The organism is Embleya sp. NPDC008237 (genome assembly GCF_042956465.1).
In the GTDB taxonomy this organism is placed as follows: domain Bacteria; phylum Actinomycetota; class Actinomycetes; order Streptomycetales; family Streptomycetaceae; genus Embleya.
Genome location: NZ_JBIBGL010000032.1, coordinates 37,631 through 50,954, shown reverse-complemented (window position 1 = coordinate 50,954; position 13,324 = coordinate 37,631). Strand labels below are relative to the sequence as shown.

General features: G+C 73.5%; 11 protein-coding genes. 6 read left to right on the top strand and 5 right to left on the bottom strand.

What is annotated here, in order from left to right; genetic code table 11:
- Window positions 1–28 precede the first annotated feature (28 nt).
- The gene (locus ACFZBU_RS45615) at window positions 29–805 is read left to right on the top strand and encodes an SDR family oxidoreductase (protein WP_391589736.1); all 777 of its coding nucleotides are present in this window, start codon (window positions 29–31) and stop codon (window positions 803–805) included.
- A gap of 56 nt (window positions 806–861) precedes the next feature.
- Here the strand turns inward: ACFZBU_RS45615 and ACFZBU_RS45610 are convergent, their stop codons facing one another.
- Entirely contained in the window at window positions 862–1,791 is a 930-nt protein-coding gene (locus tag ACFZBU_RS45610) for a hypothetical protein (protein ID WP_391589735.1), read from the bottom strand.
- Between the two features lie 267 nt (window positions 1,792–2,058).
- On the opposite strand from ACFZBU_RS45610, the gene ACFZBU_RS45605 reads away from it, so the two are divergent.
- From ACFZBU_RS45605 to ACFZBU_RS45585, 5 genes are all read left to right on the top strand, one after another.
- Window positions 2,059–2,775, top strand: coding sequence for an alpha/beta fold hydrolase (locus ACFZBU_RS45605; RefSeq protein ID WP_391589734.1), 717 nt, complete (start codon window positions 2,059–2,061; stop codon window positions 2,773–2,775).
- Between the two features lie 67 nt (window positions 2,776–2,842).
- A complete protein-coding gene (locus tag ACFZBU_RS45600; RefSeq protein WP_391589733.1) occupies window positions 2,843–3,697 on the top strand; it encodes an alpha/beta fold hydrolase in 855 nt (284 codons plus the stop codon).
- A gap of 109 nt (window positions 3,698–3,806) precedes the next feature.
- Window positions 3,807–4,781, top strand: a complete 975-nt coding sequence (locus ACFZBU_RS45595; RefSeq protein ID WP_391589732.1) for an alpha/beta hydrolase — start codon at window positions 3,807–3,809, stop codon at window positions 4,779–4,781.
- Window positions 4,782–5,216: 435 nt separating this feature from the next.
- Entirely contained in the window at window positions 5,217–8,105 is a 2,889-nt protein-coding gene (locus tag ACFZBU_RS45590) for an AAA family ATPase (protein WP_391589731.1), read from the top strand.
- 119 nt (window positions 8,106–8,224) lie between these two features.
- On the top strand, window positions 8,225–9,208 hold the full coding sequence (locus tag ACFZBU_RS45585; RefSeq protein ID WP_391589730.1) for an alpha/beta hydrolase: 984 nt from the start codon (window positions 8,225–8,227) through the stop codon (window positions 9,206–9,208).
- A gap of 39 nt (window positions 9,209–9,247) precedes the next feature.
- Here ACFZBU_RS45585 and ACFZBU_RS45580 read toward each other — a convergent pair whose 3' ends face one another.
- The 4 genes from ACFZBU_RS45580 to ACFZBU_RS45565 all read right to left on the bottom strand — a co-directional run bounded on the left by ACFZBU_RS45580 (window position 9,248) and on the right by ACFZBU_RS45565 (window position 13,125).
- A complete protein-coding gene (locus ACFZBU_RS45580; RefSeq protein ID WP_391589729.1) occupies window positions 9,248–10,117 on the bottom strand; it encodes a helix-turn-helix domain-containing protein in 870 nt (289 codons plus the stop codon).
- Between the two features lie 148 nt (window positions 10,118–10,265).
- A complete protein-coding gene (locus ACFZBU_RS45575; RefSeq protein WP_391589728.1) occupies window positions 10,266–11,156 on the bottom strand; it encodes an AraC family transcriptional regulator in 891 nt (296 codons plus the stop codon).
- Window positions 11,157–11,239: 83 nt separating this feature from the next.
- Window positions 11,240–11,953, bottom strand: coding sequence for a hypothetical protein (locus ACFZBU_RS45570; RefSeq protein WP_391589727.1), 714 nt, complete (start codon window positions 11,951–11,953; stop codon window positions 11,240–11,242).
- A 158-nt stretch (window positions 11,954–12,111) separates the two neighbouring features.
- A complete protein-coding gene (locus ACFZBU_RS45565; RefSeq protein ID WP_391589726.1) occupies window positions 12,112–13,125 on the bottom strand; it encodes an alpha/beta hydrolase in 1,014 nt (337 codons plus the stop codon).
- Window positions 13,126–13,324 lie beyond the last annotated feature (199 nt).

The window sequence follows — 13,324 nt, the reverse complement described above, 5'->3', positions numbered from 1 at the left end:
CGCGGCGTCCCCGTAGCGAGGAGGAACGATGGGCGAGAACGTGATCCTGGTGACGGGTGCGACCGGTGTACTCGGGCGCGAGGTGCTGGACCGGGCGCGGCGGACCGGCCTGCCCGTGCGTGCGATGACCCGCAGGACGACGCTCCCGGACGACCCGGGGGTGACCTGGGTGACCGCCGACCTGGAAAGCGGCGAGGGACTGGACGCCGCGTTCGACGGTGTCGCGACGATCATCCACTGCGCGTCGGACACCCGGAAGCCGAAGCACGACATCCCGGGCTGGCGGTTCCTGCTGGACGCCGCGAAGCGGGCCGGGGTCGGGCACATCGTGAACATCTCGATCGTCGGTGTCGACCGCATCCCGTACTCCTACTACAAGATCAAGGTCGAGGGTGAGCGGCTGCTCGCGGAGTCCGGCATCCCGTGGAGCAATCTGCGCGCGACGCAGTTCCCCGCGTTGCTCGACACGGCGTTCGGCGTGTTGTCGAAGGCGCCCGTCGTCCCGGTGCCGTCCAAGACCGTGTGCCAGCCCGTCGACCCGGGTGAAGTGGCGGACCGACTGGTCGAGTTGGCCCAGGGCGCGCCCGCCGGGCGGGTCGCGGACATGGGTGGACCGCGGGTCTACGGGGCGACGGACCTGGCACGCTCCTGGCTGAAGGCGGTCGGCAGGCGGCGCTGGATCCTGCCCGTGCGCGTTCCGGGCAAGGCGGGCGCCGGGTTCCGCGCCGGGGGACTGGTCACGCCGGAGAACGCGGTGGGCGTCCGGACCTGGGAGGACTACCTCGCCGCGAAGCCGTCCCGCTGAGGGCGGCGCGGTTCGAGCACGTTCGCGGAACTCCCGTGCTCGGGCGGCGTCGCGGCTCAGGCATCGAAGCGGGCGGGCGCGAATACCGTGTCCGCGCCGTGCAGTCGCACGAGTTTCACGATCACCCACGCCGCGGCGGCCCAGGGCGCCGCGGCGGCCGGGATGGCGAGGAGGACGTCCGTCCAGCCGTCCGGGTGGCCGAGTACGAGAGGCAGCAGCAACGCGCCGCCTGCGCCGAGGATCAGCATGGCCGGCAGGTGCACACGCGGATGGAAGACCCGCAGGCGGCCGGTGTTCGCGGTGGTGAGGCCGCCGGCGAGGACGAGCGTGAGGATGCCGGTGAACGCCCATATGAAGATCATCGGGAAGGTGGTGTCGAAGAAACCGAACGGGTCGTCGTGGACGCCGAGTTCCGGGTGGCCGGCGGCGTAGACCAGATGTGCGGCGCGGCCCCGGGCGGGTGGGTCGAGCGTGCGCACGCCCGGCACGGTGACGCTGCGCGGGCCGTCGGTGAACGGCACGGTGACGGTGACCGTGGCGGCGTACTGGTCCTGCTCGTTGATGCTCGTGCCGGTTCGGCGCGCCGTGCCGACGACGGTGTCGATGGGCAGGGTGTGGCGCCCGCCGCCGGCCTCGCGGACCTCGGCCACGCGGCGCCCGTACTCGCCGTCGGGTCCGATCATCTGGATCAGCGCGGCACCGCTGCCGAGGCCGACGACGATCGCGAGGCCGACGCGTACCGGCCAGGCGGAATTGGGAAGCGCCGCGCGGGGAGTGTCCGGCTTGTCGAGGTCCACCCGCGCGATGCCGCGCTGGTCGGCCGCGGACAACGCGGCCCAGGCGACGGCGAACAGCAGCGCCGCGACGGCCGGATACAACATCGCGCCCTTGGGCGGGAGGAGGAAGAGCGGCAGATTGCCGACGACCACGGCCACCACTGCGCACAGGAGCGCCAGGCGCCCACATATTTGCTTCATGAGCGTCACGCGCAGAGGCTACGGGCAACGGGCCTGAGCATGTGCGTTTTCCCGGGGCGCCCGGGTCGAGCCGCGTGCCCTACGTGGGCACGGACAGACCAAGGTCGGGGCACGGACGGATAAACCGCCCCCGCTCGTGGTTCCTAGAGTTCCCCGTGTGCCGGCGGTATCCGTTCGACACGATGCGCGTCCGGCGACGGAATCGCCCCCCGGGACGACCACCGTCGCCCACAGCCGGCCGCGCATACCCCCATGACGCCAATGCGGAGCTTTCCCATGTCTTCCGACAAGCCGACCGTCGTCCTCGTACACGGTGCCTTCGCCGACGCATCCAGCTACGCCGAGGTCATTCCCCGGCTGATCGCCCGGGGGCTGGATGTGGTCGCCCCCGCCGTCCCCAACCGCAGCCTGATCGGTGACGCCGCCTATGTCGCCTCGGTCGTGCGGCAGATACCCGGCCCGGTCGTCCTGGTGGGCCACTCGTACGGTGGTGCCGTCATCACGGTCGCCGGCACCGAGGACAACGTCAAGGCACTGGTCTACCTGGCCGGTTACGCCTTGGAGGCGGGCGAGAGCCTCGGCGAACTGCAGGGCCGGTTCCCGGACTCCGACCTGGCCGAGGCCCTGGTCTACACGCCCTTCCCGGTCGAGGGCTCGACCGGCACCGACGTGTCGGTTCGGCCGGATCGGTTCCCGGCCATCTTCGCCGCCGACGTCGACTCCCGCCTCGCCGCCGTCCTCGCGGTCTCCCAGCGCCCGCTCGCCGCGCAGGCCTTCGCCGAGGCAGCCCCGGCCGCCGCGTGGAAGACCAAGCCCTCGTGGGGCCTGGTCGCCTCCTCCGACCACACCATCAACCCCGACGTGGAGCGCTACGGCTACGAGCGGGCCGGCATGACCACCGTCGAGGTCGACTCGTCCCACCTGGTGATGCTCTCCCACCCCGGCCGGGTCGTCGATCTGATCGAGGAAGCCGTCCGCGCCACCTCCGACTGACCGGCAACCCCCCGCCCGTCCGGGCCGGCGCACACACTCCCCACCCCTTTTTGCGGAGAAGCGAACGATGAACTCACCGATCTCTCGTCGTACCCTGACGGCGTCCCTCGTGGCCGGCGCCGCCGCCCTGGGCGCCGCGGGCGCCGCGTCCTCGACGCCGGCAGCGGCTGCCGACCGTTCGGGCAAGCCGCACGGGCGCCCGGGCACACCCACCGTCGTCCTGATCCACGGCGCGTTCGCCGACGCCTCCAGTTGGAGCACGGTGATCGAGCGCCTGCAGCGGCACGGCCACCGTGTGCTCGCGCCGGCCCTGCCGCTGCGCGGACTGGCGAGCGACGCCGCCTACATCCGCAGCGTTCTGGACAGCGTCACCGGACCGATCGTGCTGGTGGGGCACTCCTACGGCGGAGCGGTCATCAGCCAGGCCGCCGCCGACGCCCCGCAGGTCGAGGCCCTGGTCTACATCGCCGCGTTCGTCCCCGAGGTCGGGGAGAGCGCACTGCACCTCAGCGACAAGTTCCCCGGCGGCACCCTGGGACAGGCGACCGTCACCCGGCAGTACCCCCTGCCCGGCGGTGGGCAGGGGGAGGAACTGGTGATCAGGCAGGAACTGTTCCACGAGCAGTTCGCGGCCGGTGTTCCGCTGCGGACCGCCCGGGTCATGGCGGCGGGACAACGACCGATCACCCTGGCCGCACTCCAGGAGCCGGCCACCGCCGCCGCGTGGAAGAAGATCCCCAGCTGGTACCTCGTGGCCACCGAGGACCGCAACATCCCACCGGCCGCCGAGCGCTGGATGGCCGAGCGTGCCAACGCGCACACCGTCACCGTACGCGCACCGCATGCCGTGTCCGTGAGCGATCCCGAGCCCGTCACGGACCTGATCCTGCGCGCCGCACGTTCCCTCGGCCACGGCCACTGACCGTGCACGGACCATCCCGATGCGGTGCGTCGATGGTCAAGCCGAAAGGCCTTCACTGCCTAATGTGAAGGCACCATCCGATATTTGCGAAACGCGAAGGAGAGCCCTTATGTACGACGACAGCGCGGCCGGCCCCAAGCCGGTCCTGGAGCCCGCGGCACAGGCATTCGTCGAGGCCACCGCCAACCCGCCGTACCTGTTCGACCTGGGACCCGAGGCCGGGCGCAAGGCGGTGGACGAGGTGCAGTCGGGTGACACCCCGAAGCTCGCAATCGACGAGGAGTGGGTGGAGGTTCCGGGCGGCCCGACCGGCGGCGTCGGCGTGCGCATCGTCCGTCCGGCCGGGGCCGTCGGCCCGCTTCCGGTGATCCTGTACATCCACGGCGCCGGGTGGGTGTTCGGCAACGCGCACACGCACGACCGTCTGGTCCGCGAACTCGCGGTCGGCACCGGGGCGGCAGTCGTCTTCCCCGACTACAGCCTCTCGCCGGAAGCGCGCTACCCGGTCGCCATCGAGCAGAACTTCGCGGTCGCACGGTGGGTCGTCACCGAGGGGGCGGCCAAGAACCTGGACGCCGCGCGCATGGCCGTGGCCGGCGACAGCGTCGGCGGCAACATGACCGCGGCGCTGACCCTGATGGCCAAGGAGCGCGGCGGTGTCCCGCTGCTCGCCCAGGTGCTGTTCTACCCGGTCACCGACGCGAACTTCGACACCCCGTCCTACCACCGGTTCGCCGAGGGCTACTTCCTGCGCCGCGACGGCATGCAGTGGTTCTGGGACCAGTACACGACCGACCCGGCGCAGCGCGCCGAGATCACCGCGAGCCCGCTGCGGGCCACCGAGGAGCAGTTGGCCGGTCTTCCCCAGGCCCTGGTCATCACCGGCGAAGCCGACGTGCTGCGCGACGAGGGGGAGGCCTACGCCAACAAGCTGCGCGCGGCCGGCGTCGAGGTCACCGCGGTCCGCTACCACGGCATCATCCACGACTTCGTGATGCTCGACGCGCTGCGCGGCACCCACGCCGCCGAGGCCGCGATCACCCAGGCGACCGGCTTCCTGCGCTGCGCGTTCGAGTCGGCCTGACACCCGCCGTCGTGCTCGTGCACGGCGCTTTTCGCCGAGGCGAGACCTTGCGCGTCGCCCGGGTGATCCCCGGGCGCGAGCGGGTCGCCGACCCCGTCGGCGAGGCCGTCCGGTCGATCACCGGCTGACCCGCCGGCCACGCCGAGATCGCCGCCCGATGGCAAGCCGCCTCGGGCGGCGATCGCGCGACCTCCGGCCGGACCCGCGCGGCGCGGACGCGTCCTCCCGCTGAGCGCGCAACGCGGACCCGTCTTCCGAGACCCGCGCACCACGAACCGCCTTCCGAAGCTTGATGCCACGCCGACCCGTCTCCCGAAAGCAGGAAAACAACGGTCATATGACTTAAGTGCCTTCTCGGGGAGTGCGTCATGATCGTCCGGACCGGAGCGACATCGCCCGGTATCGGCAACAGTGCGGCAAGGTCTGGGGTGCGGGATGACGAGCCACGTGTCGGGCGGCACGGCGGGCGGCGCGTTCGAGGACGCGGATGCGGAGTGCCGGGCGTCCGAAGCGCGGCTGCCGGGCCGCGACCGCGAACTCGCGCGGATCACCGCATCGGTGGGCCGGGAGCCGGGCGCTCCTCGGGTGTTCCGGGTGCTCGGCGAGGAGGGAATCGGGCGTACCGGTCTGCTGCGCGCGGTGTGTGCACGTGCCCGTCGCGACGGAGCCCTCGTGCTGCTCGCGCGGGGCCGACCGGGGGAGGAGACGAAGCCCTTCGACTGCCTGCGCCACCTCCTCGACCCGGTCGGCGACGAGATCCTGGGCCTGCCCGCCGCGCACCGGCAGGTGCTGACACGACTTCTCCGCCCGGAGGTTGCGGGGCACGCCGAGCCCGCGGACGAGGTGCCGGCGCCGCCGGCGGTGCAGGCGGCCGTCGCCGCGCTGTTCGACCACCTCGCCGACGCGGACCGGCGGGTCGTCGTCGCCGTCGACGACGTACAGGACTGCGATCGCCTCTCCCTCGACCTGATCGAGGCGCTCGCCGGTCGGCACATCGGCGGCCATCCGACGTTCGTGCTGACCGCGCCCGCGGACCGCGCCCCGATGCCGTGGGCCTCCGACGTCGAGACCGTGCACCTGGCGCCGCTGTCCGCGCGCTCGGCCGCCGAACTGCTCGACGCCCAGCCGAACGCACCCTCCGGACGGGCGCGGCTGGAACTGCTGGAGCGTGCGCAGGGCAACCCGGCCGCCGTGCTGGAACTCTGCCGCCTGGCGGCCACCCGCACCGAGCCGTGGCTTGCCGGGCGGCGGCCGTCCCGCCCGCAGGTGGGGCACGCGTTCGAGGCACGCCTGCGCGACCTCCCGCCGAAGACCCGACAGGCGCTGCTGTACGCCGCCCTGAGTCCGCCGGACCAGGACCTGGCCGCGATCGTCGCGGCGCTCGGCAGCCGGACCGCCGAAGACGCCCCGGATCCGGGCATTTGGGCCCCGGCCGAGAACGCGGGCCTGATCGCGGTGGTCGGCGGCCGAGTCGAGTTCCGGCATCCGCTGGGCCGGCTGGCCGCGGAGACCGGGCAGCCCGTGGGGGCGCGACAGCGCGCCCACCGCGATCTCGCCGCGGCGCCCGGCACCGGCCCGATGTCGCAGGCCCGGCATCGCGCGGCCGGCCGGCTCGGCCCGGACGAGGCGGTGGCGCAATCACTGGCACAGGCCGCCGGTCGGGAGCACGGCGCCTTCCTCGCCGCTCGCGCCTTCGAGCAGGCCGCCGCACTGACCCCCGGCGACCGCGACCGGGCAGGCCGCCTGGCCGCGGCACTCACCGGCGCCGCCGCGGTGGGCGATCCCGACTGGGTGCGTGATCTTTGGCGGCAGTTCCGGCCGTTCGCCCGCCCGGATGCCGATCCGGAGGCGATCTGCCTCGCCGCCTGCGCGATGGGCGCCGTGTTGTCGTTGACGTCCCGGCAGAAGGAGGCGTTCGACCTGCTGGTCGGCGTCGCCGAAACCGTCGCCGACGCGGCCGGGTTGATCACGGTCGCGGTCACCGCCTCGGGCATCGCCGCGCAGTCCGGGCTTCCGCAACATCTGGACGAACTGCCCGCCCTGCCGGCCCGCGCCCGTGCCGCGTCGCCGGGCGGCGACGGGTCGGCCGCCTCGGCCCGGGAAGACGCCGCCCCGGTCGACCCCGGGGTGCGCGCGGCATTGGAAGCGGCGGTCGCGGCGGCGGCGGACCCGGCGGAGGCGGCCGTTCGGATGTTGCGGCGGCTGCCGCGCCCGCGGCTGGGACCGGCCCCATACGACCTGCCCGAGGCCGTGCGGCGGACCGCGATCGCTTCCGTCGCCTATCACGCGGACGAGCCGGACGTGTGTGTGGAGCAGTACCGCAGCGTGGACGCCGATCTCCGGGCCTGGGGCGCGTTCGGTCTGCGTGCGTGGTCGCTGGCTCCGCTGCTCGACACCCTGCTGGCGACCGGGCGGTGGGCGGAGGCCGCGGCACTGATCGCCGAGGCGGACGACGACGCGGCCGTACTGCGACTCTCCCGGGTCCAGGCGGATCTGCGCGCGTTCGCCGCGACCCTGGGCGCCCTGCGCGGCGACGCCGACCGTGTCGTCGCGGCCTTCTCCCGGCCCGACGTGGCCTTCGACCTCGACGAGAACCGCGCCACGTCGGTCCGTCTCCTGGGGGCGCGAGCCGCGGACGCGAGCGCCCGCGGGGACTGGAACGAGGCGTTCCGTCGCCTTCGCGCGCTGTTCGGACCGGACGGTACGCCGGTACATCGGTTCCTTTCCGTCCGCGGCATCGCCGACCTCGCCGTGGCCGCGCACCGGACCGGGTGCGCAGCAGAGGTCCTGCCGGTCCTGACGCGGGTCCGGACCGCCCAGGGGGAGCGGCCGACGGGCCGGATGACCCAACTGCTGCACCACGCGAGCGCGCTGGTCGATCCGCAAACCGACGCCGAGCAGCATTTCCGCCTGGCACTGGTCAACCCGGAGGGCGAGCGCTGGCCGGTGGAACGCGCCCGGACCCGGTTGAGCTACGCCGCGTGGCTGCGCCGCGCCCGCCGCCCCTCGGACGCGCGCGAACAGTTGTGCGCCGTCCTGGACACCGCCGAGGTACTCGGCGCCGCACCGCTGGCCGACGCGGCCCGCACCGAGTTGCGTGCGAGCGGGGTCGCGACGGCTCGCGAGGGTGTGGACGCGCTGGCCGAACTGACGGCGCAGCAGCGGCAGATCGTCACGATGGCCGCGAGCGGTCTGTCGAACCGGGAGATCGGCGAACGGCTGATGTTGTCCCCGCGCACGATCGGCGCCCATCTGTACCATGCCTACCCGAAGCTCGGCGTCAGCAGCCGCCACCAGTTGCGGGACCTGCTCACGAGCGGCTGAGGGCGAGCGTGGGATCCTCGGATGCCGGCGCCGAGGCGGACGACACGACGAGCCGGGACGGTGCGCCGACCGAGCGGGACGGCGCCCTCGGACGGGGCAACGCGAAAGGTGGACACGCCATGGACCGGGACCGCGAGGACAGCGCGGGCGGATACCCGCCGGCGCGGGTCGTTCTCGATCCGGCCGTGCGGCGGCTCATCGCGGCCTCGGCCACGCCGCCCTCGTTGGACGACCTCGATCCGATCACCGGCCGGCAGGCGCTGGCCGAGGCCCAGGCCGACCGCATCGAGGACTTCGAGGTCGACGCGGTGTTCGGGGCCGCCCCGGTCGGCCCGTCGGGGCTCGTGGGCTATTGGACGATCCGTCCCGCAGGCGTGTCCGGACCGCTGCCGACGCTCTTCTACGTCCACGGTGGTCGGTGGACGCTGGGCGATGCGCACACCCACGCCCGGCTGATCAGCGGTCTGGTCACCGGTGCCGGTGTCGCGGCGATCGTCCCCGAGTACAGCCGCTCGCCGGAAGCCCGCTACCCGGTGGCCCTGCGCGAGTGCCACGCGCTGCTCGCCTGGGCGGTGGACAACGCCGACTCGCTCGGGCTGCGCCCGGACCGCGTGGCCGTGGCCGGCGACTGCGCCGGTGCCACGCTCGCGACCGCCGTCGCGATGACGGCGCAGGCGGGCGGCCCGGCGATCGACGCGCAACTGCTCTACTACCCCCTTACGGACGCCGCCTGCGAGAGCGACTCCCAGCGCCGATTCGCCGAGGGCCACCTGCTGACCCGCAAGGCGCTGCTCCGCTACTGGCAGGACTATCTGGGCACGCCCGCGTCCGCCGCGCCGCCCACCGCGTCCCCGCTCTCCGCGAGCTCGGCCGAGTTGGCCGGGATGCCGCCGACGCTGGTGATCACCGCCGAGGCCGACGTCTGCCGGGACGAGGGCGAACGCTACGCGGAACGCCTGCGGGAGGCGGGAGTGGCGGCCTCGGCGGTGCGTTTCCTGGGCACCGTGCACGACTTCGTCTCGCTGAACGCGCTGCGCGACAGTCCCCCCACGCGGGCCGCGGTGGCGCAGGGCTGCGCCTTCCTCAAGGCGCGACTGGCCTGAGCCCGCGAACCCGGCGGCACCGGGAAGCGCTTGGAACCGTCACCGGTCCGCGGTGTCGCCGAGGCCCCGCCAGTCGCGCGGGGAAACCCCGTAGGTCGCCCGGAAGGCCCTGCTGAAGTGCGCGGGGCTCACGAAACCCCATCGCTGCGCGACCGCCGACACGGTGGGGCTGACTCGTCCGCGCCTGGCCAGTTCCGCTGCGCAACGTTCCAAACGACGCCGCTGGATGAGCCGACCGACCGAGATCCCCTCGGATTCGAACATCCGGTGCAGGTACCGCACCGAGATCCGCTGGGCCTGCGCGATCCGCTCCGGGGACAGCTCCGGATCGCCCAGGTTCCGATCGATGTACTCGCGTACGCGGCGCGGGAGTTCGCCGAACGCCGAGTCGAGGTCCGGGCTCGTCGCAGGGGCGTGTTCGGCGATCAGGGTCGCCAGCAGGTCGGCGACGTTGCCGGCCAGCCGCTCGCCGACCGCGGGCGCGATGTCCGGCGCGGATCGGGAGAGCGAGGTCAGCACGGGCGCGAACATCGCCGCCACACCGCGGTCCGGCGGGAAGGCGATGGCGGTGACGGCGGGCACGTTTCGCTCGGCGCCCCCCAGGCTTCGGCGCGGAACGTGGAACGCGTGCAGGCGCACGTGTCCTCCGTGCTCCACGCGGAACGGCCGGTGGGTTTCCACCAGGAACATCTCGCCCGGCCGTACCGGCGTTTCGCGCCCGTCCTGCGACACGTGTGCCGTGCCGTCGATCTGGATCGTGATCGTCACGTGCGCGCCGGCACCGTCGGCCGGCCGCATCGGTATGCGGCCCGGCAGCCCGGTGTCCGCTTCCAGCGTGGCCACCTGCAGGAAGCCGAGGCGGCTCGTGCGGACCGGACGCGGGCACGGGGTGATGTCTGCGATGGTCACGAGTTCTCCCGACGGCGTGCTGCGAACGGGACGACCGCTGGGCCGCCCTCGTCCATGATGGCGGCCCACCGCACGTACCCGCATCAGTCACGTGACTGCCCGGTTTTCGTCCCGGCCGTGCCGAAGCGCGGTGGGGACTTCCAAGGCGTTACGGGCGATGGCTCCGGGACGCGGCGGTGCGTGCTTCCCGCCAGTCCCGGGGCGACATCCCGAACGCCGCGCGGAACGTGCGGCTGAAGTGCCCCGAATTCACGAACCCCCAGCGCTGGGCCACGGCCCCCACCTTCGGGGGAGGCGACCCCGGGCGCCCGAGTTCGCGTCGGCACTCCTGGAGGCGGCGCAGCTGGATCCAGCGTCCGAGCGTCATGTCCCGGCCTTCGAACAGCTTGTGCAGATACCGGACGGACACGTAGTGCGCGGCGGCGATGGTCTCGGGGCTGAGCCCGGGGTCGCCGAGCCGGCAGTTGACGTACCACCGGATGTCGCTCATGAGTGCGGTCTCCGGGCCGGCCTGCGGCGGTTCGTCGAGTTCGGCGAGAAGCGTCGAGACCAGGTCCGCAAGGTGGTGTGTCATCCGGTCGAGCAGCGGGGGAGCGGGGGCCGGAGTCCGGCGCAGGGATACCGCGGCGGGTACCACCAACGCCGCGGTGCCGCGGTCCGCCGGAAGGACCCGCCCCACGGCGCGCCGCAGCACCTCGTCGGGCTCGGTCAGCAGGGTCCGCGGCAGACGCAGGACGGCCGGGTCGCATCCGTACGGCGAGGTGATGGTGCAGGGGCACCGCCCGTCGAGGATGGCGAACGCCCCCTCGGGGAGCATCTGCTCGACACCGTCCGCGGCGAGCACGACCGCGCCGTCCAGCGGCACCACTACGGCGATCTCGCTTTCGTCCGGCCCGGGGCCGGTGGTGTCGAGGGGGCCCTGTGGTCCCGCCGGGATCCGGATGACGGTGTCGTCGTGCGTGCCGAGGTGGCCGGGGGCGGGCGGCGGTCGGTCCGAGATGTCCGGTCCCTGGGGCACCGCGTTCGTCAGGGGCCGCATCACCGCTCCGCAATCGTCCGGATCGGGCGGCGTCGATCCACCGCCCCGAAGATCGTCCTGCGCGGCGTCGCGACGGTGTTAGGTCAATTGACTGCCCTTCCTGCCCGGCCGGGACTGCCCGACCGACCCTCGGGTACCGAGGGCGGCATCGAGGCCCCGATCGGGGCGATCGCGGGGCGACCCGTCCGGGGGACGCGGTCGGCGCCCGCGGCCGCCTGGGTCAGCACGGCGGCGAGAATCTCCGCCGTGTGCCCGGCGAGCCGGTCGGCCACGGCGGGGGCGAGCGGCGCCAGGACGTCGGCAGGCCGCTCCAGGAGAGGCAGCAGGAATCCGGCCCGGCCGTCGGATGCCGAGATCGCCCGGCCGGTGCCGGCCGCGAGCACCGCCTCCGGCACCGCGAGTGCCCGGTCCGGCAGCCGTACGAGGCGCAACGTGAAACGCCCGTGCCAGCGCAGTGCGAAGGGCCGGCGGAGGTCGAGCAGGCAGAGCTCGCCGTCGCGCAGGAAGGTTCCGCGTCCGTCCTGCGTCAACTCCCCCGTGCCGTGCCGCTGGAAGGCCACGGCGACGCCGGTGCCGGGGTGTTCGGCGACGAGCCGGGACGTCCGGGCCAGGCGCAGCGCGTCGGCTTGCACCTCGAGAAGGCGGACGTAGCCGAATCGGGCCTCGCTCAGCACGGCGCTGAACGGCCCGGGGCGGACCGTGACCCGGATCCGGGCCAGCCGGCGGGCGAAGGCGTCCTGGACGGTCGCCGCCGGATCGGCCACGGGCGGCGACGCGGTGTCCAGTACGACGTCCACATGGCCTCCCTCGGCCCGTCGGGCGGCCCACACCCACGGACCGCGGTGCCCGGGTCGTCGGCGTGCCGGGCGCGTCCGCAGCATCTCACGCGCCGGCGACCGCGCCCGCGCAGGCCCGACCGCCCGCGCGAGGGCGCGGCGATCCGGCGGTGCGAGGGTCAGCCGCGCCGGGCGTGCAGCGCGACGTGGAGCGTGTCGACGACCTGAATGCGAGCCGCCGTGGACGCGTGACTGGCCCGCAGCGCGTCGAAGGCGACGAAGCCGTGGACGGTGCCGTGGTAGCACAGCGAGACCACGGCGACCCCGGCGGCCCGCAACCGGGCGGCATACGCTTCCCCCTCGTCGCGCAGGACGTCGGCCTCGGCGGTGACGATCAGGGTCGGCGGCAGGCCCTCCAGTTCGGCGCCGGTGGCGCGCGACGGGGAGGCGGTGCTCTGCGTGCGCAGTGCGGCGTCGGGCACGTACCGGTCCCAGAACGCCGTCATCGCCGCGGCGTCGAGAAAGTAGCCTTCCGCGAATTCGCGGTACGACGGGGTGTCGGCGGCGGCGTCGGTGGCCGGGCAGATCAAGACCTGCTGCACCATCTCGGGGCCGCCGCGCCGCTTGGCCAGCAGGGTGAGGCCGGCTGCGAGGTTGGCCCCCGTCGACACCCCCACCACCGCGATGCGGCGCGGATCGAGACCGTCCTCGGCGCCCTGTGCGGCGATCCAGTCGAGCACGGCGTGCAGGCGTTCGATCGTCTCCGGATAACACTCGTCCCGCTGCTGGGGCGTGTCGAGCACGACGACGGCGGCGTCGGTGCCCAGGACCAGGTCGCGTTCGAAGTCGCGCTGCGGCGGCACCGCTCCGGGGGTCCAGATCGGGCCCGGGATGTACAGGATCACCGGCAGCGGCTCGTCCGCGTCGGTCGGGCGGACGATGCGCACGAGGTTGCGCTCGCCCCGGGCGCCGGGAAGCGCGAGGCGGTCCTCGGCCACGTCGGGATGCGACCCGAACCCGTCGTCCCCGGGCACCGCCGGGAAGAGCCGATCGCGTTCCGTCGGCGCGGAGCCGCCCGCCGTTCGTCCGGGAGCGGGAGTGCCCACCGCCTGTTGCCGATACGCGTCCACGAACACGCGGGCCAAGGGTTCGAGCACGACCGGTTGCCGTACGGGCCGGGGTTCGGGTTCCACAGAAACTCCTGCACTGGCATGACCGCGGCCGTCGGGAGGCCGCGGTCCATGGGCTCCGTTCCCAGCCTAGGGACCCGACGCGCGGCGGGAGTCCTCGGCTTGCCCGAGTGTGTGCCCCTGGCTGCACAGTTTTGCGGGTATCCCGCTTTCCGCTCTCCCCGCATCCCGTTCTTCCGGTGTCACCCCGCGCGGCGGCGTG